Origin of the sequence: Rhodomicrobium vannielii ATCC 17100 (assembly GCF_000166055.1) — a bacterium.
In the GTDB taxonomy this organism is placed as follows: domain Bacteria; phylum Pseudomonadota; class Alphaproteobacteria; order Rhizobiales; family Rhodomicrobiaceae; genus Rhodomicrobium; species Rhodomicrobium vannielii.
Genome location: NC_014664.1, coordinates 3,134,556 through 3,154,323, shown reverse-complemented (window position 1 = coordinate 3,154,323; position 19,768 = coordinate 3,134,556). Strand labels below are relative to the sequence as shown.

Below are 19,768 nucleotides of genomic sequence, written 5' to 3'. Positions count from 1 at the left end.
CGCGGGATTATGTCCGCTAATCATGGTAGGCGCCCCATATATCTCCACTATGGTAAACGGCGGTAAGATCCTCTTAACGATTTTCACAGCGTCTCCAAGCATAAGCTGAAGCATTGCCCGCCCCCGGCGGTTCGATGTGGCGGATACCCTATGAAACGCCGCCCACAATCGCAAGAGATAGACTTGCTTTTTCGATACCGGCCGCCCGCTAGACTTGAACGAGGGCGTGCGCCTTGATGCGGGTGCGTTGTCTAGCCTCCGAGCTTTGCCGCTTTGTCTGCGTCGTACCACCACGTGTCCAGAATGGCCGGATCGTAGGCGGGCTTCACGGCGGGGCGGGCGAACTTGTCCCACATCGCGATGTTGTGGGCCGCCTTGTACCACTGCGGCACCCAGTAATGCCCGGCGCGAAGCACACGGTCGAGCGCGCGGCAAGCGGTGCGAAGTTCATCGCGACTTTTCGCGGCAAGCACCTTGTCGATCAGCGCATCGACGGCGGGATCGGCAATGCCTGAGAGATTATAGCTGCCGTCTTCCTTGCCGGCCTCGCTGTTCCAGAAGGCGCGCACCTCCGGGCCCGGCGTCTGCGACAGGGAATAGCGCTGCGTGCTGATCTCGAAATCGTAGCGCCTGATCCGCTCTTGCTCCTGCGTGGGGTCGACGCGGCGCAGCGTCGCCTTCACGCCGAGATCGGACAGCCTGCCCGCATAGGGGCCGACGATGCGTTCGGTTACGGGATCGTCGATGAGGAACTCGACGTCGAGCGTTTCACCCTTCGCGTTTTTCCTGATGCCGCCGTCGAGCTTCCAGCCCGCCTCGTCGAGGAGCCGCGACGCCTCACGAATGCTCGGCCGGAAGCGACCAGAGCCGTCCGTGACGGGCGGTGTGTAGGGCTCGCCGAACACCTCGGGCGGGAGCTTGTCGCGGAACGGTTCGAGCAGCGCGAGTTCGGCATCAGACGGCTTTCCTTCGGCCTTCAGGTCCGAGTTCTCGAAGTAGCTCGCCGTGCGGCTGTAGAGGCCGAAGAACAGCGCCTTGTTCGTCCACTCGAAGTCGAAGGCGTAGTCGAGCGCCTTGCGAACGCGGCTGTCGGCGAACTTCTCGCGCCGCATGTTGAGGAAGAAGCCCTGCGCGCCGGAGGGGCGGCCATCGGGCAGCGTCAGCTTGACGATCTTGCCTTCGCGGACGGCAGGCACGTCATATTCCGTCGCCCAGCTCTTCGAGGTGAATTCCTCGCGCAGATCGTACCCGCGCGCCTTGAACGCTTCGAGGCCCACGGCGCGGTCGCGATAATATTCAAAGCGGATCGTATCGAAATTGTAACGCCCGCGATTGACCGGCAGATCGGCGGCCCAATAATCCTTGCGGCGGTTGTAGCTGACGAAGGTGCCCTGCCGGAATTCGCCGACCTCGTAAGGGCCGGAGCCGAGCGGCGGATCGAGGCTTTCCTTCAGGAAGTCGTTCGCGGTGTAAAATGCCTTCGAGAAGACGGGAAGCTGCGCCACCATCAGCGGCAGGTCGCGCAGGTTATCGCCTTTGAAGGTGTAGCGCACCGTCTGCGGGTCCACCGCCGTTGCGCTCACGACATCGCGCAGCATCATCTGATAGCGCGGATGACCGTCTTTCTTCAGCTTGTCCAGCGTAAACACCACATCGTCCGCAGTGAGTGGCGTGCTGTCGCGGAAACGCGCCTCGGGGCGAAGATAGAACGTCGCCGACAGCCTGTCGTCCGCCACCTCGGCTGAATGCGCAACGAGGCCGTACACCGCGTCCGGCTCGTCCATTGCGCGTGCCATCAGCGAGTCGAACAGGAGGCCGACGCCTTCCGGCGCGTCGCCGCGCAGGATGAAGCCATTGAAATGGTTGAACGTATTGATGGAACTCGTCGGCATCGTCGCGAGCCGCCCGCCTTTCGGCGCGTCCGGGTTCACATAGTCGAAATGCTTGAAGTCGGCGGCGTATTTCAGCGTGCCGAAGGAGGAAAGCCCGTGTCGGCGCTCCGCCGCATCGGCGCTCCCCGCGAGGAGCAGCATCGCCGTTGCGAAGAGCGCGGCGAGCAGAGCACCTCCGCGCCACATCTGCGTGTGTTTGCGAGCCTCGTATGTCCTCATTTCAACCCGTTCTTTGCAGCGAGTTCAGCATCGAACCACCAGACATCCGGGAAGCCGACCACAAGCTTCGGCAAGGGATCGGGCGAGCCGAACTTGTTCCAGTAGGCGATGCGGGCCGTCGCGGAATGCCATTGAGGAATAACGAATGCGCTCCAGAGAAGCACGCGGTCGAGCGCCCGGCAGGCCGTGACGAGCGCGTCGCGGTTTGGCGCGAAGATGATCTTGTCAACGAGCGTGTCGATCGCGGGGTTCTTGATGCCGATCACGTTGCGGCTGCCGGTCTGGTCGGCGGCGGACGAACTCCAGAATTCGCGCTGCTCGTTACCGGGCGATTCCGACTGCGCGAAGACGCCAACAATAATGTCGAAGTCGAACGTGTCTTCGCGCCGCTTCATCTCGGTGGAATCCACGAGCCGCACATTAGCGTCGATGCCGAGCCGCCGAAGGTTTTCCACGTAGGGCAGGATCACCCGCTGGAAAGCCTCGGACTCTATAAGGAATTCTACTGTGAACGGCTCGCCCTTCGGGCTCACCAGCTTGTTGTTGACGACTTTATATCCGGCTTCCTTCAGGAGGCGCGCGGCCTGCCGAAGGTTGGTGCGGAAATCGGCCGGGTCCTTGTTTACCGGATTTCTGAATTCTTCAGTGAAGACTTCCGGCGGGATCTTGTCGCGCAAGGGCTCCAGAAGCTCAAGCTCTGCGGACGATGGCAGTCCCTTGGAGGCCAATTCCTGCCCTTCGAAGAAGCTGTTCGTGCGTGTATATTGCCCGAAGAACAGGTTCTGGTTCGTCCACTCGAAGTCGAAGGCGAGGTTGAATGCGCGGCGCACGCGGACGTCCTCGAATTTCGGGCGGCGGATATTGAAGACGAAGCCCTGCATCGGCTTCGGCGTTTCCAGCGTCACCTCGCGCTTGACGACCTTGCCCTCGCGCAGCGCCGGGAAATCATAGGCTGTGGCCCAGGCCTTTGCGCTCGATTCGGCGCGGAAATCATATTGCCCGGCCTTAAACGCCTCCATCGACACGTTCAAATCGCCGTAATACTGGAATTCGAGCGTGTCGAAATTGTTCTCGCCTGCACGCACGGGGAGATCGCGCCCCCAATAGGCGGGAACGCGCTCGAACGCGATCCACTCGCCCGGCCGCGTCGCCTTGACCTTGTACGGGCCGGAGCCGAGCGGCGGTTCGAGCGAGGTCTTCGAGATGTCGCGCGGCTTGCCGCTTTCGTCGCGCCCTTCCCACCAGTGCTTGGGATAAACGACGAGTTCGCCCACGATGAACGGGAGTTCGCGGTTGCCGGAGACATCGAAGGTGAACGTCACCTCATGCTCGCCGGTCTTCTCGCCCTTGACCACGTTCTTGTAATACTGCGCGAGGAGCGGTTGCCAGGGCGCGCCCGTGTCCGTGTCCCGGCCCTTCGCGACATCCATGCTGAAGAGCACGTCCTCGACGGTTACGGCCACGCCATCGTGCCAGCGCGCGCCTTCGCGCAGCTTGAACGTGACGGACGATCGATCCTCCGGGAAGCTGACCCACTCGCACAGAAGGCAATATTGCGTCGAGCCTTCCTCGCGCGACGTGACCATGAGCGCTTCGAAAACCAGATCCGCGCCACGCGAGACGCCGGGCGCGATGTTGCCGCGAAACACCGCCGGATTGAGATTGTCATAGGGTGCGGCGGATGCGAGGCGCACGGTGCCGCCCTTTGGTGCGTTCGGGTTCACACCATCGAAATGTTTGAAATCGGCCGGATATTTCGGCTCGCGCACGAGAGAAAGCGCGTGGTGCTTCTCAGGATCGGCGAACGCGGGCGCGGCGAAGGAAAGTGCTATCAGCGCTGCGAACAACAAATGCACAAAATGGGGCATGAGGCTTGCGACCTTCTTTTCAGCTTTTTTGAAGGTAGCACGCAGCATGCCTGCTTCCACTTAAAGATCCTTCATGCGGGACATGGACTTGCAAAGCCTGTGGACGATGGGCGTGGGCACGAAAAAACCCCGGCCGCGCGAGCGCTCCGGGGCTTGGATGTAACGACGCGAGAGGTGCGGGCGCCTATTTCTCGACAAACGCCTTTTCGAGCACGAAGTCGCCCGGCTCGCCGTGGTTGCCTTCCTCCCAGCCGAGGCCGAGAAGCAAAGCCTTCACGTCGGCGAGCATCGCCGGGCTTCCGCACATCATGATACGGTCGTCGTCGCGGCTGAGGTGGGGCAGGCCGATGTCGCTGTAGAGCTTGCCGGATGTCATGAGGTCGGTGATGCGGCCCATGTTGCGATATTGCTCGCGCGTGACCGTGGGATAATACACGAGCTTGTCGCGCACCAGGTCGCCGAGGAACTCGTCACGCGGCAGTTCGCTCGTGAGCCACTCATTGTAGGCGAGGTCGTTCACCTGACGCACGCCGTGAACGAGAACGACTTTCTCGTACGCTTCGTAGGTTTCCGGGTCGCGGATGATGCTGAGGAAGGGCGCAAGGCCCGTGCCGGTGCTGAGCAGATAAAGGTGCTTGCCGGGCTTCAAATTGTCGATGACGAGCGTGCCCGTGGCCTTTTTGCCGACGAGGATCGTGTCGCCGTCCTGAATGTGCTGGAGACGCGAGGTCAGCGGGCCGTTCTGAACCTTGATGCTGAAAAATTCGAGCGTGTCGTCGTAGTTCGCGCAGGCCATGCTGTAGGCGCGGAGCAGCGGCTTGCCTTCCACGCGCAGGCCGATCATCGTGAATTCGCCGTTGCGGAAGCGGAACGTCTGATCGCGCGTTGTCCGAAAGGTGAAAAGGTCGCCATTCCAATGTTTGACGTCCAAGACTTTCTCTTCGTAGAACGCGCCCATTTGCAGAACTTTCCTGTGGAGGTGATGCCGGTCTCGTTAGTTGAGCCATATTACATGGCTGTCAATTCTTTGCCGCGCCGCAGATAGCATAGCTGCTATGCGGAGACAAGATGGCGGCAAGAATTTAAAGCTGCGGCGAACGCCGCTCGCTGGAATTAGTCTGCGTTTAACATGACGAGGTGGTTCGGCAAAAGGTTTTCCTTTGTCGCATCAGGAGGGAAATGAGTTGCGAGATGTTCTCCGATCTTGTGAACCGCTTCCTCAAGGCCCGCCGCAGGCTCGCCGCGTCCGATCCGGTCTGTAAGCCGGTCGACGATCTTTTTCCACTCCGCATCGGGCACTTTCTCGTGAATACCGGCGTCGACGAGAATTTCCGCGCGGCGCTCCGCCTGCGAGACGAAGAGCAGGACGCCGGTATGTCCCGCCGTCGTGTGAATGTCCTGCGCGACGAATTGTTGCGCCGCCCGCTGATGCACGCGCTTGCGGCGAACGCTCGCCGGCACCAGCGCATAACGAAGCGGCGGATAATGCAGCAGAAGTGCGAGCGCCGCGAAAACGCCGAGCTGGATGATGTAGATCATCTGCACCGGCATCCACGTCCAATGAATGAGCGGCCACGGCACGACGAGCGCGACAAGTGCCGCCCACATGTACGGCACATAATAATAGTCGGCGCTCGCCCGCGCGATCACGACGACGATCTCGCCCGAGGTCCGCGCCTCTTCCTCGGCGATGGCGTGTTCGATGGCCGTTTTATCGGCGTGCGAAATCATGTGTGCCTCCCTACCAGTCGCCGGATGCGCCGCCGCCGCCGAAATCCCCGCCGCCACCGCCGGACCAGCCGCCTCCGTCGCCGCCACGCCGCCCGCCGTCCCAGCCGCCGGGGAAGACGATCGGGCCGCCATACCCGCTGCGCCGGTTGAACGGCCCGGACGTCGAAAGCGGCCGGTTTCCCTGCTGCGATTGCGCCCACGCGATGAAGATAAAGATCGCGAGGATGATGAAGAACGTAATCAGCGCTTCCGTCTCGTCCGCGTCGCGTCGCTCGGCCGGTCGCTTCGCCACGCGCTCCTTCACGGCCTCGGCGTCGCCAAGCATCACATCGCGGATGTCGGTCACGCCCGCCTTGATGCCGCCCGCGAAGTCGCCCCGCTTGAAGCGCGGCAGGATGGTGTTGCGGATGATCTGCGACGAAAGCAGGTCGGTCAGTTGCGGTTCAAGCCCGCGCCCGACCTCGATGCGCACCTTGCGTTCGTTTGGGGCGACGATGAGCAGCGCGCCGTTGTTCGTGGCCTTCTGGCCGATTCCCCATGCGCGGCCGAGCTGATAGCCGTAATCCTCGATGGGATAGCCTTGCAGCGATGGCGTGGTGAAGACGACGAGTTGGTCGCTCGACTTCGCCTCAAGCGCCGCGAGTTCGGCATTGAGCGCGGCCTTGTCGGCGGGGCTGAGCAGGTTCGCGTTATCGACCACGCGGCCGGTGAGCGGCGGGAACGTCGGCGCGGCACGAGCAGTTCCGAGCGCAGCGGCGATGAGCGCCAGCAGAACGAGCGCCGCAGCAAGCCGCGCCAGCCCCGCGAAAAGCGCCATCCCGGCAGCGGCACGAGGCCGCTCCGGGACGCCATGTTCACCCCGCCGCGCGATGCTCATGTTGGCTCGCTACTGCTTCGGCTTGTTCGTTCCGAAATCGACCTTCGGCGTCTGCGTCTCTTCGACCGGCACCTCGAACGTCGCCATATCCTTCGCGTTGGAATAGAGAACCGACTTCCAGATGCGACCGGGGAAGGTGTTCAGCTCGGTATTATACAGCCGGACGGCCTGAATATAGTCCCGCCGCGCGATGGCGATGCGGTTCTCCGTCCCCTCGATCTGGTTTTGTAGCGCGAGGAAATTCTGGTTCGACTTCAGGTCGGGGTAATTCTCGACGGTGGCAAGCAACCGCCCGAGCGCGCCCGTAAGCTGCGCCTGCGCGGCCTGGAAGTTCTTCATCGCTTCCGGGTTGGTGAGAATATCCGGCGGCACGTTGATCTGCGCCTGCGTGGCCTTGGCGCGCGCCTCGACGACCCCTTCCAGCACGGATTTCTCCTGCGCGGCAAAACCTTTCACGGTTTCGACGAGGTTCGGGATCAGATCCGCGCGGCGCTTGTATTGATTCTGCACCTCCGACCACGCGGCTTTCGCCTGCTGCTCGTAGGACGGAATGGTGTTGACGCCGCAGCCCGACAGCACGAGCGCGACCGCAATCAGCGCCGCTGCGGGCGCGAGCCGGAATATCGAACGGTTTAGCATCGGCTTCCCCTGATAACTGCCTCGAAGCAAAAGCTACGTAGTGCGGCCAAGGGTACGCTTCAATTCGCAAGAACCCGTTTCGATCGGTTTGCGTCGCAATTTTATCGGCAAAACCGTCTCTCGCTTAAGAGATAGAGACGGATGCACACATCAGGTTGAATCAACACGAGCGGATTGATCCGACACGGGCGCGGGTAGTGCCGCGACCCGTCCCACGAACAACGAGACGCTCCGGCTTTCGCAGGAGCGTCTCGCGACCCGTGGGGCGGGACTCAATGCGCGGGGAGCACGACTACTTCAGCGGGACGGAAAGGTCGCTGCCGAACAGGTTTGCCTTGTAGGAGAGCACGAGGCGAACCGTCTGCACGGAGGTATCGACGCTTGCGCCAATCCCATCGCCATCTTCATCAACCAGGGTGTATCTGTTCGTATCGAACTCCGTGAAGCGATATTCGCCCTTCAGATACCAGTTGCCGGAAAGGCGGGTTTCGAGGCCGCCGCCAACCGTCCAGCCGGCGAACGTGTCGTCCGCCGAGCCAAAGCCGGGAAAGCCGAGTTCGAAGGTCGACTGCGTGTAGCCGCCGAGGACGTAAGCCAGCGTGCCGGGATTGACGAGATAGCCGAGACGGCCGCCAGCAGTCCAGGAATCGGTCTGCTTGGCGTTAACATTGAGATCTTCAATGCGAAGGCTGCTGCTGACGTCATCGCCAAAGTCGTAGTTGAAGAATACGCCTGCAACGATGTTGCCGAACTGGCGATCGTAACCGACTTCAACCGTGCCGATCACGCCCGTGCCGCTGACGCCATTCAAATCGCCAATCCACTCTTCGTCGCCTGCGTCAAAATCCGAGGCGGAGAGTTCGTGGTTCACCGCCTGGCCGCCGACACCGAGGCCGATGTAGAAGCCGGTCCAGGTGGGTTCAGCGACGACGATCGGCGCGTCCTTGTAGCCGCTCTTCGCATAGAGATCGCCGGCGAGCGCAGAGCCGCTCATCGCGAAAATCGCAGCCGCCGACGCAGCCGCCACAAATGTCTTCTTCATTGTGAGAATGTTCCCCAAAAGTTGCAACGCGAACGCAACGCCTACGGGAAAGCCAAACCCAAAAGCATGGTCGGACTTCGAAACGACCACCAATTCTTAGAGGCGATTCGGGAGTGCTTGCACGTCATTTCGCGTATAAGTTGCACAACCTGCGATGGATGTTGCTAGAGAGCAACAGCGTGGCGGGCAGGGGGAGGGGGGCGCCACAAAAAGAAAGCCCCGCTTTCGCGGGGCGTGCGTAGCAATGCGTCCCCCCGGAAAGCCAAAGCGCTCCAGCTTTCGCAGGAGCGCTTCGCTGACCTGATGGGGGACGGTCAGTGCGCTGAGAGGGCTACTTCAGCGGGACAGGAAGTTCACCGCCGAACAGGTCGGCCTTGTAGGAGAGCACGAGGCGAGCCGTCTGGACGGACGTGTCGATGTCGGCGTACGCGCCAATATGGCAGAACAACGGTCCGGTCTTGTAAGTGTTGGTGTCGAACTCGGTGTAACGATATTCGCCCTTCAGCGACAGGCTGCTGGTCAGCTTGGTTTCAAGACCGCCACCGACCGTCCAGCCGGAGAATGTATCGTCCGTCGAGAAGTTCGCAACCGGCACTGAGAGTTCGAAGGTCGACTCAGTATAGCCGCCGAGAACGTAGGCCAACGTGCTGGCATTGACGAGGTAGCCGAGGCGGCCGCCGACTGTCCAGGAGTCGGTCTGCTTAACAGAGGCGAGATCGTGGCCGAGCAGCGACACATCGGTGCTGATATCGTCGCCGAAGTCGTAGTTGAAAAAGATACCGCCGACGAAGTTGCCGTACTGACGATCGTAGCCGACCTCGACCGTACCGAAGACGCCCGTGCCGCTGATGCCGTCAATGCCAGCAATCGATTTGCTCTCGCCGGACCTAACATCATAGAGGCCAGCGTCGATTTCGTGGTTCACGGCAGCGCCGCCGACGCCGAGGCCGAGGTGAAAGCCGGTCCAGGTGGGTTCCGCAACGACGACGGGAGCGTCCTTGTAACCGCCCTTGGCATAAAGGTCGCCAGCGAGCGCGGAACCGCCCATGGCAAGGAGAGCCGCAACCGACGCGGTCGCGATGAGTGTCTTGTTCATTTGTGTAGTCCCCTAAAATTGCCCAGAAACTCGACGCAACGCCAACGCGTGCGAGAAAACCCGATAGGCTTTCCCAAGTTCTTGAATCGCCCGACGCTGTAGAGCTAGCATCGATTCGAGCGGGTGTATCTGGTCGACAATAAAACGGTATGCAGTTGGGCCAGACATGTAACCTCAATGCAACAAGATTGCTATTTTTGGTTGTATTATTACCTTATTACTCGCGCATAGATTGTGAAATATACTTGATATGGCGGGATTAGCGCCCGAGACAACGCCCGCCACTTCACCTATCCAGCGGAAATTGCTGCATATATTCGAATTGGCGAATAAACGTCCGTCCGGGCGGCGCCGTTGCGCATTTGTCGCAGGCGCGCCGGGCCATCTACGCAAGCACCCGCATCGGGGTGAGGAACCTGGGTACCAACCGTAGAAGCTTGTGAACCTCTGCCAGAGCCCAACCACAGACCGCTACCCTGACAATTTCGCGAGAATGTAAAGACATTCCGGTAATTATTGCACAACCCAGCAGAACAGCTGGAGCGTAGCGGCGTCAGCCACTTAAAATTATCTATTTCCCCTTCACGGTGATACTATGGAAGAAGTTTAAGCTCTCAGGTGTACACCCGCACTTTGTGGGTATTAGTTTTGCGTAAGCTTGGGCACGACCATGAACGTGATCGAAAGACAGCCGGAAGCCGGTGACATCCGCGCCGTCCTTGGCGTCAGGAGAAAGCGGCGTTCTTTCCGGTGGCTCTGGTTGATGCTGGCTGCCGTCGCTTTGGGCGGAGCTTATTACGCCTATTTCCAAAGGAGCGGGACGAGCGGGCCCGTCTATGTCACCGAACCCGCAGTGAAGGGCGAGCTTACCGTCACCGTCACCGCGACGGGCACGGTGTACCCCACCAATCAGGTTGAGGTTTCGAGCGAGCTTTCCGGCATCATCCGCAAGGTGCTCGTCGATCACAACGACGTGGTGAAGGCCGGGCAGGTCGTGGCCGAACTCGACACGGTCACGCTGAACGCGATGGTCGAGCGCAGCAGGGCAGCGCTTGCCGCCGCGAAAGCCCGTGTCGTTCAGGCCGAGGCAACGGCTTTCGAACGCTCCAAGAATTTCGACCGGCAGAAATCGCTGAATGCGTCGCGCTTCACCTCCGATACCGCGCTCGACTTCGCCCGCGCCGATCTGGGGCGCTCGACCGCGACCGTCGACAGCGCGAGAGCGGATGTGCGCGTCGCGGAAGCCGAGTTGAAGCAGAACGAAACCGCGCTCTCCAAGACGAAACTTTATTCGCCGGTGGATGGCGTGGTGCTGAAGCGCAGCGTCGAGCCGGGGCAGACCGTGGCGGCGAGCTTCCAGCCGCCTATCCTGTTCATCATCGCTGAAAACCTGAAGCGTGTAGAACTTCGCGTCGATGTGGACGAGGCCGATGTCGGCAAGGTGCGCGTCGGTCAGAAGGCGACCTTCACGGTGGAAGCGTATCCGGGGCGACGCTTCCCGGCACGGATCGAGCAGGTCCGCTTCGCGTCCGACACGACAAATCATGTCGTAACCTACAAGGCGATCCTGCGCGCGGACAATCCCGACCTCGTGCTGCGGCCGGGCATGACGGCCACGGCGGACATTGTCGTGGATGAGGCGAAAGACGCCGTGCTGATCCCGAACGCGGCGCTGCGTTTCGCGCCGCCCCCGCCGCCGAAGAAGGAACGCGGCGGCTTCTCACTCTTCAAGATGCCGCGCATGCAGCCGACGACGCCCGTCGCCGATACCAGCACGAACGAACGCCGCGTCTACGTGCTGAAGGACGGCAAGCCGTTGGCGCTGCGGATCAGGGTCGGGCCGAGCGACAAGTCTGTCACGCAGGTGAAGGCGGGGCTCGATGCGGGCGCGGAGGTCATCACCGATCTTGAAGACGGCGCGAGCTAGTGGAGCGAATTTGACATTTAAGTCCGGTTGCAGCGAGCTCTCGCTCAAATGTCAAATTCAAAAGCTCCACTAAATCATCAAGTTGCTAGTGGTCCGATTCCGACATTTGCTCACGAGGTGCTGCGAACGGATGCAAATGTCGGGATCGGACCACAAGCCGAAAGCCTCTGGATCAACCCTCGACGGAGACCGACCACATGCCCGGCGAGCTTGTTCTTCCCCCGCCAGCGGCGCGGCCATTTCGACCCGCGGCAGCAGGGACCGTAAAAGAGGGTGCGGTGGAAACGCTGGCCGAGTTCAGGCAGGTGTCGAAGCTCTACGGCAGCGGTGAGGCGACCGTGCGCGCGCTCGACCGTATGGATCTGTCCATCGGCCGTGGCGAGTTCGTCGCGATCATGGGGCCGTCCGGCTCCGGCAAGTCCACCGCGATGAACATTCTCGCCTGCCTCGATACGCCGACGAGCGGCGAATATCTGTTCATGGGTGTCGATGTCGGCTCGCTCGACCGCGTGCAACGCGCGCTGCTTCGCCGCCACTACCTTGGCTTCGTGTTCCAGGGCTTCAACCTCCTGACGCGCACGAGCGCTATCGATAATGTGGAGATGCCGCTCATCTATCGCGGCATGGGGCGTTCGGAGCGCCGCGAACGCGCGCGGGCGGCGCTTGCGCTCGTTGGCCTTTCGGGACGCGAGAAGCACACACCCGCCGAGCTTTCCGGCGGCCAGCAACAGCGCGTCGCCATCGCCCGTGCGCTCGTCTCCGAACCGTCGGTCATGCTTGCCGACGAACCGACCGGCAACCTCGACAGCGCGCGCAGCCGCGAAATCATGGACCTTCTCACCGCGCTCAACCGCGATGCCGGTTTGACTGTCATCCTTGTCACGCATGAGCCCGAGATGGCGGCCTATGCATCGCGCGTTCTGCATGTGGAGGACGGCCGCGTGAGCCGCATCGAGGAAAGGGCCATCGCGCCGTGATCTGGGAAACGATCAAGCTGGCGTTGCAGGCGATCCGGCGCAATCTGATGCGCTCGTTCCTGACGACGCTCGGCGTGGTGATCGGCGTCGCGGCGGTCATCACCATGGTGACGCTCGGTCAGGGTTCGACGAAAAAAATCACGCAGGATATCGCGAAGCTCGGCACAAACCTGCTCGTGCTGCGCCCCGGTCAGGCGGTCGGGCCGGGCGGCGTGCAAGATGTGGCCCGTCAGCTCGAAGTCGCCGATGCGGAAGCCATTCGCCGCGAGATCCCCGGCACGCGCGCCGTCGCCCCAGCCGCCACTCGTGCCGCAACCGCCATCGCCAACGGCAAGAACTGGAGCACGAACGTCACCGGCGCGGAGACGACGTATCTCACCGCGCGCGATTGGCCCGTCGCCGAGGGGCGCGCCTTCAATGACGGCGAGCTTCGCGCGGGCCGCTCCGTCTGCCTTATCGGCAAGACCATCCAGCGCGAAGTGTTCGGCGGCGGCGACGTCATCGGCCAGTCGATGCGCGTCGGCAAGATAAGCTGCGAAATCGTGGGCGTTCTCGCCGAGAAGGGCGAATCCGCCTTCGGGCAGGATCAGGATGACCTCGTCGTGATCCCGCTTCGGACGTTTCACCGGCGCATCGCGGGCAATACCGATGTCGGCTATATCTATATTGGGGTCGACGCGCAGCATTCCACCGGGAAAACGCTGAAGGCCGTCGAACTGCTCATGCGCGAGCGTCGCCGCATCGGGGCTGGCGATCAGGACGATTTCTTCGTCCGCGACATGAAAGAAATCACCGCCACGCTCACGGGCACTTATAAAGTGCTGACGGGGCTGCTTTCCGCCGTCGCCGCGATCAGCCTCCTCGTCGGCGGCATCGGCATCATGAACATCATGCTCGTGTCGGTGACGGAGCGCACGCGCGAGATCGGCACTCGGCTCGCCATCGGAGCGCTCGCGGGGCAGGTGCTGACGCAGTTTCTCATCGAGGCGGTGGTTTTGTCGCTGTTCGGCGGGCTGATCGGCGTGGCGCTCGGGCTCGGGCTGTCATCGATGCTCGCGAGCGCGATCAAGGTGCCGATGGCGCTCGACTTCTCGGTGATCGCGCTGGCATTCGGCTTTTCGGCTGCGGTCGGCATCATATTCGGCTATTTTCCTGCGCGAAAGGCAGCGCGGCTCGATCCCATCGAGGCGCTTCGTCACGAGTAGCGCCTAAACTTCTGCTGTGGGGGGCCTTGGCGCTTTCCCGCGTCCGTTCTTTTATGGTGAACACTTCATTACGAGGCGTTGATGGACCGGCTCCTTGTTTCGGCGGGATTGGCGATTGCGGCGGCGTTGCTCACAGCCGCCCCTTCGTCAGCGAAGATCAAATGCGTGGACGAGTCGCAGGTGATCAACGGCCAACTCGCCGTGACGCCGTGGTGCGAGGACGAGAACCTTGCAAAGGTCGCGCAAGTCTACGGCGCGCGGGTCAGCGGCGCCGCAATCCGCGACAATCCGAACCTCAAAGCGGAGATTTGCCGCTTCATCGGTGCCGATATCCGCGTGAAGGACACCTGCGCGGGCTATATCGGCTTCGACCGGCGGCGATAGGCTCAGGCGCATACGTTTGCCGGCGCGCAAGCTTAAAAATTCACTGCGCCGGGACCGATGACGCCGCAGATGCAACAGGTTGCGCGCGATTTCGCGTTAACCCGAATTTCGATTGCCTGGCTTGGGCTCGGCGGCCTATGGTGCCGCGAACCTTACGTCGCGGCGGATACGGTGCCGCACATGCAGACACAGCAAGAGCGAGGCGGCAGCAGTGGCACGCGAGGCGATCATCCAGGAAGACACCATCATCAAGGGCAAGATCCGTAATTGCCGGCAGATGGAAATCCATGGCTATGTCGAAGGTGAGCTTGCCGCCGAATCCGTCATCATCCATCAGGGCGGCACCTTTTTCGGTACGCTGAAGACCGATCAAGCCGATGTCGCGGGCTCCCTGCAAGGCGAGGTCTTCGTGAAGAACCTCATCAGCATCAGAAGCTCCGGCGCGGTCAACGGCAATGTGCGTTACGGACAGCTTGCCATGGAGATGGGCGCGGACCTCTCGGCCGAACTGCGCAACGTGCCGCCGAAGCTCGCGGGCGACCTCGACATCGCGGTGAAGCGCGGCCGCTCCGTCGTGATTACGACGGAGGACATCACCGCCATCGACCCGGACGACAGCGCGGATGAGCTTACCTATAGCGTGTCGAACGTGTCGAACGGGATCGTGGCGCTTGCGTCGAATGCCGGCATTTCGGTGGACCGTTTCACGCAAGCCGACATCGAGGCAGGGCGCGTTCTATTCGTGCATGACGGCGGCGATAGCAGCACGGCAAGCTTCGATGTTCTCGTATCGGATGATAACGGTGCGAACTCAGGGCGCGCGCAGACGGTGCATGTGAACGTCAAGGGCTGACGGGCCCGGCGCATTTGCGCTGCGTTCTGCTGCTGCCCGCCCCACGCGAACCGACAAATCGCCGCGCGCCGACGCCTATTCGCCCACAGTTTGCGCGGGACTTAATTCGACGCTCTCACCGCAACCGCAAGCGCTCGTCTGGTTCGGGTTCTTGAAAACGAACCCCGAGACGAATTTCTCGGTCTTGTAGTCCATCTCGGTGCCGAGCAGATAGAGGATCGCGGAGGGCTCGATGAGGATACGCACACCCTTGTCTTCGACCACCTCTTCGAGCGGGCGCGCCTCGGCGGCATACTCCATCGTGTATTCCATGCCCGCGCAGCCGCCCTTCTTGATGCCCACGCGCAGCCCGACCACTGGCGTCTCGGAACGCCCGATTATCGCCTTCACGCGCTCCGCCGCCGAGTCCGTGAGCGTAACGACCTTGCCGAAAGAACTAGACAATTGTTCGCCTCCCTTGTTCGACGCTGAGGGCATTTTCGCGTTTCAGTCGCAAGAAGCTCGCTGTCGATGTGACGACGTATCCCTCGCGAAAATGCATTCTTCGAGACACACACTGGAATATGGGGCGTAACCCGCCGGAAACCAGAAACGCCCCTCTCATCTGCGCGTTCGTCGTTACCGACACGGCACTAGAACATGTTGAGCGCGACGCGTGCCTCGTCAGACATCCTTGAAGGATCCCACGGCGGCGTAAACACGATCTTCACGCGCGCGATGCTCACGCCTTCCACCGCACTCAAAGCGTTCTCGACCCACACCGGCATGTCGCCCGCCACCGGACACCCCGGGGCGGTCAACGTCATCTCCACATCCACTTCGCGGTCGGAATTAATGTCGATCTTGTAGATGAGGCCAAGCTCGTAGATGTCAACCGGGATTTCCGGGTCGTAGATCGTCTTCAGCGCCGCGATGAGCGCGTCCGTGATGCGATCCAGCTCCTCGTGCGGAATGCCGACTTCGTCATGCGACGACTTCGCAGTCTCAACCGTATGCGCGCACGGCTCCGGCAAATCCTTGTGCTTCGGCTCGTCCTGCGGTCCATCCCACGGGGCGTTTTCGATCCGCGTCTTTGCCTGTTCCATGGTCTCGCTCATCTGAAAAACCGCTCCGCTTTCTGTAGCCCTTCGGCGAGCGCGTCCACTTCCGCGCGTGTGTTGTAAAGGGCGAAGGATGCCCGGCAGGTGGATGTCAGCCCGAAGCGCGTCAACAGCGGCTCGGCGCAGTGGCTGCCCGCGCGCACCGCTATGCCTGAGCGGTCGAGGATCGTTGCAACGTCGTGGCTGTGTGCGCCTTCCATAGCGAAGGAGACGATCGCCCCCTTATCGCGCGCGTTGCCGATAAAGCGCAGCGAGTTGAACGGCTTCAGCCGCTCCTCGGCGTAGCGCAACAGGTCGAGTTCGTGCGCACGGATCTTCGCCTTGCCGATGCTGTCGATGTAGTCGAGCGCGGCCGTCAGCCCCGCCGCCTGCGCGATCATCGGCGTACCGGCCTCGAAACGATAGGGCGGGTCGTTGTACTTGATTGCGTCCCGCGTCACGGTCTCGATCATCTCACCGCCGCCGAGGAAGGGCGGCATAGCTTCCAGATGCTCGCGCTTCGCGTAGAGCGCGCCGATGCCGGTCGGTCCGTAAAGCTTGTGCCCGGTGATGACGTAGAAATCGCAATCGATATCCTGGACGTCGACGTCGCAATGCACGGCGCCCTGGCTGCCGTCGATCAGCACATAAGCGCCGTGAGCGTGCGAGATGCGGCAGATGTCCTTGATCGGCGTCGTGGTGCCGAGCACGTTCGACATGTGCGTGATGGCGACGATCTTCGTTTTCGGCGTGAGCGCGGCCTCGAAATCCTCAAGGCGGAACTCGCCCTCGTCCGTCACAGGCACCCAGTTGAGAACCACGCCGCGACGCTCGCGGTGGAAGTGCCACGGCACGATGTTCGAATGGTGCTCCATGATGGAGAGCAGCACTTCGTCGCCCTCCCTCAGGTGCAGCCCGCCGAAGGAGGCGGCGACGAGATTGATCGCCTCGGTCGCATTCTTGGTGAAGACGATCTGCTCGGGGCTCGGCGCGTTGAGGAACTTCGCCACGCGCTCGCGGCCACCCTCGTAAGCCGCCGTCGCCGCGTTCGCGAGATAATGCAGCCCGCGATGCACGTTCGCATACTCATCCGAGTAGGATTTCACGATCGCGTCGAGCACGGCTTTCGGCTTCTGCGCGCTCGCCGCGTTATCGAGATAGACGAGCGGCTTGCCGTAGACTTCGAGCGACATCGCCGGGAAGTCTTTGCGGATCGCTTCCACATCGTAGGAAGCAGCCGCGATGTCTTTCTCAATCAAGGTCATGACTTGTTCTCCCGAGGAGGCTCTACTTCGCCGCGAGCCATGCCGCAACCTTTTCGTCCAGCGCCGTGTGCAAGCCTTCGTTATCGATGGTGTCGAGCGCCGCGCCGACGAACGCCGCGATCAGGAGCGCACGCGCCTGTGCTTCGGGGATGCCGCGCGCCCGAAGATAGAACATCAGATCCTCGTCGAGTTGGCCCGCCGTTGCGCCGTGGCCGCAAACGACGTCGTCGGCGAAGATCTCAAGCTCGGGCTTCGAGTCGAATTCGGCGTCGTTAGAGAGAAGCAGCGCGTTCGCCATCTGCTTGCCGTCGGTTTTCTGCGCGCCACGCTGCACGGCGACCTTGCCCTGAAAGACGCCCTTTGCGCGGTCGTCCAGCACGGCCTTGACGAGTTCGCGGCTTTCACAATGCGGCGCTGCGTGATCGACAACGAGCGTGAAATCGACGTGGCTGTGACCGCGCGCGAGAATCGCGCCGTTGTAGGTGGCTCGCGCGTTCGGCCCGGTGAAACGGATTGTGCCTTCCGAGCGCGTCAGGGCGCCACCGATGGCGGCATGCGTCGGCTCGTAAACCGCGCGTTCGCCGAGCGTCACTGTGGCCGAGGCGAGATGCAGCGCGGCGGCGCTCTGTGTCAGCCGCGCATGCTTGAGCGCGGCGCCTTTGCCGATGTCGAGCGCCGTGTAAGACCACGCCTGCGACGCGCCCGCGCCCACATGCGTCTCGATGATGGTCGCTTCCGCGCCGTCGCCGAGCTTGATCGCGTGCCGCAACGCATAGGCGTTCGCCTCGCTGGAAGCGATGACGATGAGGTGGATCGGCTTGTCGATTTTTTTGCCCGGCGCGATGGAAATGAGCGCTCCGCACGTCGCGAACGCCGTGGAAAGCGCGGCGACGACATCGCCTTTCGGCAGCGGAAGCGCAGCAAGCGCGGCGGCCGCGTCGGCCTCCGACTTCAGCTTGGCGCAAAGCGGCGTGAAACTGATGCCCGGCGCACCCTGGATGGTCGAAAGGTCGGGGCGAAACTTGCCGCCCGCGAACACCGCGCGATAGGAATCGATGTTGGCGAGTGCCCGCCCGATGGATGCATCGACGTCGGCCCGTGCTCCGGCGTCGAGGCCGCCGAGCGGATGCACCGCCGTCATGAGCGCACGAAGATCGGTGTATTTCCAAGCCTCGACGCGGCGATGCGGCACGCCCAGCACGGCGAAAGCGTCAAGCGCTTCCTCGCGCCAAGCCCTCACCGCCGGAACGCCCGCGCCCGGCAGCCGGTCGCATACGCTCGCATAGAGATCGAGGAAGCGCTGCTCTGCCGGCGTCGCCGCGGCTGTTATTGTTTGATGAATGGTCATGGTCGCTCCTTAAGCCGCTTCGGCGCCGTAGGACGCGTAGCCCGACTCTTCCAGTTCCACCGCGAGTTCCTTGCCGCCAGAGCGCAATACTTGCCCGCGCGCCATCACGTGCACCACGTCCGGCGTGATGTAATTAAGCAGCCGCTGATAGTGGGTGATGACGATCATCGCCGTGTCGGGCGAGCGCAGCCGGTTGACGCCCTCGGCCGCGATGCGGATCGCGTCGATGTCGAGGCCGGAGTCCATCTCGTCGAGGAGGCAGAGCGTCGGCTTCAGGAGCGCCATTTGCAGCACTTCGTTCCGCTTCTTCTCGCCGCCCGAAAACCCGACATTGAGCGGACGCTTCAGCATCTCCATGGAGATGCTGAGCTTTTCCGCCTCGGTCTTCACGGCGCGCATGAAGTCGGGGATTGAGATCTCGGCCTCGCCGCGCGCCTTGCGATGCGCGTTCATCGCCGCGCGAAGGAAGGTGAGCGACGCCACGCCGGGGATTTCCATCGGATACTGGAAAGCGAGGAAAACCCCGGCCTGCGCGCGTTCTTCCGGCGACATGGCGAACAGATCCTGGCCGTTCCATGTGGCCGAACCGCCCGTGACCTCGTAGCCATCCTTGCCGGACAGCACGTAGGAGAGCGTGGATTTGCCCGAGCCGTTCGGTCCCATGATGGCATGAACCTCGCCTTTCGGCACTGTGAGGTTGAAGCCCTTCAGGATTTCCTTGCCGTCGACTTCCGCGCGAAGGTCTTTGATCTCAAGCATTCTTTTTTCCTACCTCTGAGTTCCGTCCGCGCCACCCGAACGCAAGCGCTGTTCATCCCGCTTTGTTTTCCGCCAGTCGAACCAGAACGCGCCCGCCGCCAGCGCAATGAAAAAGACATACAGGACGAGCTGCGCAGAGCCGGTGAGGGCGTAAACGACCGCCAGAGCCGCGATCAGCAGAACCACAATCGCGATCAGCAAGCCAAAACCGCCACTTTTTTTCACAGGATCATTCATGTTGGCCTCCGTGCCAGAACCAAACCAAGGATAAGCGTAACGGGCAGCGCGATCAGGTGTCGGACCGCCGCCGTCGCGCCGAGCGACTTCGCCGCGATGACGAAATCGCCCAACGGAACGAGCGAGAGAGCCAGTAACACCGCTCCGGTCGCCCGCGCCTGCCGCGCCACCGCCAACCCGAACACTATCAGGCCCAGCGCGATGTCGCGAACCCCCAGTGCAGGCATAAGCCCGATATCGGCCGCCATGTGCGACGGATCGATCCCGAACGCCTGCACGGCGTTGCCCGGTGCCCAGATCATCGCCACTCCGACGAGGCAGAAGAATGCCCCGAGCAACGCCGCCAATATCAGCGCCATACGATCCCCGT

20 protein-coding genes are annotated in these 19,768 nt (G+C 62.1%); 5 read left to right on the top strand and 15 right to left on the bottom strand.

Annotated features, from left to right (window positions below):
* Positions 1 to 251: 251 nt before the first annotated feature.
* The 8 genes from RVAN_RS14550 to RVAN_RS14515 form a co-directional block, all read right to left on the bottom strand.
* Positions 252 to 2,111 (bottom strand): extracellular solute-binding protein, encoded by a 1,860-nt coding sequence (locus RVAN_RS14550; protein ID WP_013420470.1) that lies wholly within the window; start codon positions 2,109 to 2,111, stop codon positions 252 to 254.
* Complete coding sequence (locus tag RVAN_RS14545) at positions 2,108 to 4,027, bottom strand: extracellular solute-binding protein (protein WP_013420469.1); 1,920 nt, start codon at positions 4,025 to 4,027, stop codon at positions 2,108 to 2,110. The genes RVAN_RS14550 and RVAN_RS14545 overlap by 4 nt, the downstream gene beginning before the upstream one ends.
* A 136-nt stretch (positions 4,028 to 4,163) precedes the next feature.
* Positions 4,164 to 4,937 carry a ferredoxin--NADP reductase gene (locus RVAN_RS14540; RefSeq protein ID WP_013420468.1) on the bottom strand — a complete coding sequence of 258 codons (774 nt, stop codon included), beginning with the start codon at positions 4,935 to 4,937 and terminating at the stop codon, positions 4,164 to 4,166.
* Positions 4,938 to 5,092: 155 nt separating this feature from the next.
* Complete coding sequence (locus RVAN_RS14535) at positions 5,093 to 5,710, bottom strand: TPM domain-containing protein (protein ID WP_013420467.1); 618 nt, start codon at positions 5,708 to 5,710, stop codon at positions 5,093 to 5,095.
* Positions 5,711 to 5,720: 10 nt separating this feature from the next.
* Entirely contained in the window at positions 5,721 to 6,587 is an 867-nt protein-coding gene (locus RVAN_RS14530; protein ID WP_013420466.1) for a TPM domain-containing protein, read from the bottom strand.
* A 9-nt stretch (positions 6,588 to 6,596) separates the two neighbouring features.
* Positions 6,597 to 7,226, bottom strand: coding sequence for a LemA family protein (locus RVAN_RS14525; RefSeq protein ID WP_013420465.1), 630 nt, complete (start codon positions 7,224 to 7,226; stop codon positions 6,597 to 6,599).
* Positions 7,227 to 7,518: 292 nt separating this feature from the next.
* Complete coding sequence (locus RVAN_RS14520) at positions 7,519 to 8,268, bottom strand: outer membrane protein (RefSeq protein WP_013420464.1); 750 nt, start codon at positions 8,266 to 8,268, stop codon at positions 7,519 to 7,521.
* 331 nt (positions 8,269 to 8,599) lie between these two features.
* Entirely contained in the window at positions 8,600 to 9,364 is a 765-nt protein-coding gene (locus RVAN_RS14515) for an outer membrane protein (protein WP_013420463.1), read from the bottom strand.
* Positions 9,365 to 10,034: 670 nt separating this feature from the next.
* Here RVAN_RS14515 and RVAN_RS14510 point away from each other — a divergent pair.
* From RVAN_RS14510 to RVAN_RS14490, 5 genes are all read left to right on the top strand, one after another.
* The gene (locus tag RVAN_RS14510) at positions 10,035 to 11,291 is read left to right on the top strand and encodes an efflux RND transporter periplasmic adaptor subunit (protein ID WP_041787698.1); all 1,257 of its coding nucleotides are present in this window, start codon (positions 10,035 to 10,037) and stop codon (positions 11,289 to 11,291) included.
* 197 nt (positions 11,292 to 11,488) lie between these two features.
* Positions 11,489 to 12,268: an ABC transporter ATP-binding protein gene (locus tag RVAN_RS14505; RefSeq protein WP_013420461.1), complete on the top strand. Its 780-nt coding sequence runs from the start codon at positions 11,489 to 11,491 to the stop codon at positions 12,266 to 12,268.
* Positions 12,265 to 13,473, top strand: a complete 1,209-nt coding sequence (locus RVAN_RS14500) for an ABC transporter permease (protein WP_013420460.1) — start codon at positions 12,265 to 12,267, stop codon at positions 13,471 to 13,473. The genes RVAN_RS14505 and RVAN_RS14500 overlap by 4 nt, the downstream gene beginning before the upstream one ends.
* Positions 13,474 to 13,554: 81 nt before the next feature.
* A complete protein-coding gene (locus tag RVAN_RS14495) occupies positions 13,555 to 13,857 on the top strand; it encodes a hypothetical protein (protein ID WP_013420459.1) in 303 nt (100 codons plus the stop codon).
* 211 nt (positions 13,858 to 14,068) lie between these two features.
* Positions 14,069 to 14,710, top strand: a complete 642-nt coding sequence (locus tag RVAN_RS14490) for a polymer-forming cytoskeletal protein (RefSeq protein WP_013420458.1) — start codon at positions 14,069 to 14,071, stop codon at positions 14,708 to 14,710.
* A gap of 75 nt (positions 14,711 to 14,785) precedes the next feature.
* Here the strand turns inward: RVAN_RS14490 and RVAN_RS14485 are convergent, their stop codons facing one another.
* From RVAN_RS14485 to RVAN_RS14455, 7 genes are all read right to left on the bottom strand, one after another.
* Complete coding sequence (locus tag RVAN_RS14485; RefSeq protein WP_049779452.1) at positions 14,786 to 15,187, bottom strand: iron-sulfur cluster assembly accessory protein; 402 nt, start codon at positions 15,185 to 15,187, stop codon at positions 14,786 to 14,788.
* A 155-nt stretch (positions 15,188 to 15,342) separates the two neighbouring features.
* Positions 15,343 to 15,807, bottom strand: coding sequence for an SUF system Fe-S cluster assembly protein (locus tag RVAN_RS14480; RefSeq protein WP_013420456.1), 465 nt, complete (start codon positions 15,805 to 15,807; stop codon positions 15,343 to 15,345).
* Positions 15,804 to 17,054 (bottom strand): aminotransferase class V-fold PLP-dependent enzyme, encoded by a 1,251-nt coding sequence (locus tag RVAN_RS14475; RefSeq protein WP_013420455.1) that lies wholly within the window; start codon positions 17,052 to 17,054, stop codon positions 15,804 to 15,806. Before RVAN_RS14475 ends, RVAN_RS14480 begins: the two co-directional genes overlap by 4 nt.
* A gap of 22 nt (positions 17,055 to 17,076) precedes the next feature.
* Positions 17,077 to 18,402, bottom strand: coding sequence for a Fe-S cluster assembly protein SufD (gene sufD, locus RVAN_RS14470; protein ID WP_013420454.1), 1,326 nt, complete (start codon positions 18,400 to 18,402; stop codon positions 17,077 to 17,079).
* 9 nt (positions 18,403 to 18,411) lie between these two features.
* Entirely contained in the window at positions 18,412 to 19,161 is a 750-nt protein-coding gene (gene sufC / locus RVAN_RS14465) for a Fe-S cluster assembly ATPase SufC (RefSeq protein ID WP_013420453.1), read from the bottom strand.
* Positions 19,162 to 19,170: 9 nt separating this feature from the next.
* Complete coding sequence (locus RVAN_RS14460; RefSeq protein ID WP_013420452.1) at positions 19,171 to 19,398, bottom strand: hypothetical protein; 228 nt, start codon at positions 19,396 to 19,398, stop codon at positions 19,171 to 19,173.
* Positions 19,395 to 19,757 carry a DUF4267 domain-containing protein gene (locus RVAN_RS14455; RefSeq protein ID WP_013420451.1) on the bottom strand — a complete coding sequence of 121 codons (363 nt, stop codon included), beginning with the start codon at positions 19,755 to 19,757 and terminating at the stop codon, positions 19,395 to 19,397. The genes RVAN_RS14460 and RVAN_RS14455 overlap by 4 nt, the downstream gene beginning before the upstream one ends.
* Positions 19,758 to 19,768 lie beyond the last annotated feature (11 nt).

Excerpts from the sequence above, each read along its gene's own strand:
- RVAN_RS14550 (WP_013420470.1), bottom strand. The coding sequence starts at position 2,111 with ATGAGGACATACGAGGCTCGCAAACACACGCAGATGTGGCGCGGAGGT.
- RVAN_RS14545 (WP_013420469.1), bottom strand. The coding sequence starts at position 4,027 with ATGCTGCGTGCTACCTTCAAAAAAGCTGAAAAGAAGGTCGCAAGCCTC.
- RVAN_RS14540 (WP_013420468.1), bottom strand. The coding sequence starts at position 4,937 with ATGGGCGCGTTCTACGAAGAGAAAGTCTTGGACGTCAAACATTGGAAT.
- RVAN_RS14535 (WP_013420467.1), bottom strand. The coding sequence starts at position 5,710 with ATGATTTCGCACGCCGATAAAACGGCCATCGAACACGCCATCGCCGAG.
- RVAN_RS14530 (WP_013420466.1), bottom strand. The coding sequence starts at position 6,587 with ATGAGCATCGCGCGGCGGGGTGAACATGGCGTCCCGGAGCGGCCTCGT.
- RVAN_RS14525 (WP_013420465.1), bottom strand. The coding sequence starts at position 7,226 with ATGCTAAACCGTTCGATATTCCGGCTCGCGCCCGCAGCGGCGCTGATT.
- RVAN_RS14520 (WP_013420464.1), bottom strand. The coding sequence starts at position 8,268 with ATGAAGAAGACATTTGTGGCGGCTGCGTCGGCGGCTGCGATTTTCGCG.
- RVAN_RS14515 (WP_013420463.1), bottom strand. The coding sequence starts at position 9,364 with ATGAACAAGACACTCATCGCGACCGCGTCGGTTGCGGCTCTCCTTGCC.
- RVAN_RS14510 (WP_041787698.1), top strand. The coding sequence starts at position 10,035 with ATGAACGTGATCGAAAGACAGCCGGAAGCCGGTGACATCCGCGCCGTC.
- RVAN_RS14505 (WP_013420461.1), top strand. The coding sequence starts at position 11,489 with ATGCCCGGCGAGCTTGTTCTTCCCCCGCCAGCGGCGCGGCCATTTCGA.
- RVAN_RS14495 (WP_013420459.1), top strand. The coding sequence starts at position 13,555 with ATGGACCGGCTCCTTGTTTCGGCGGGATTGGCGATTGCGGCGGCGTTG.
- RVAN_RS14485 (WP_049779452.1), bottom strand. The coding sequence starts at position 15,187 with ATGCCCTCAGCGTCGAACAAGGGAGGCGAACAATTGTCTAGTTCTTTC.
- RVAN_RS14480 (WP_013420456.1), bottom strand. The coding sequence starts at position 15,807 with ATGAGCGAGACCATGGAACAGGCAAAGACGCGGATCGAAAACGCCCCG.
- RVAN_RS14475 (WP_013420455.1), bottom strand. The coding sequence starts at position 17,054 with ATGACCTTGATTGAGAAAGACATCGCGGCTGCTTCCTACGATGTGGAA.
- sufD (WP_013420454.1), bottom strand. The coding sequence starts at position 18,402 with ATGACCATTCATCAAACAATAACAGCCGCGGCGACGCCGGCAGAGCAG.
- sufC (WP_013420453.1), bottom strand. The coding sequence starts at position 19,161 with ATGCTTGAGATCAAAGACCTTCGCGCGGAAGTCGACGGCAAGGAAATC.
- RVAN_RS14460 (WP_013420452.1), bottom strand. The coding sequence starts at position 19,398 with ATGAATGATCCTGTGAAAAAAAGTGGCGGTTTTGGCTTGCTGATCGCG.
- RVAN_RS14455 (WP_013420451.1), bottom strand. The coding sequence starts at position 19,757 with ATGGCGCTGATATTGGCGGCGTTGCTCGGGGCATTCTTCTGCCTCGTC.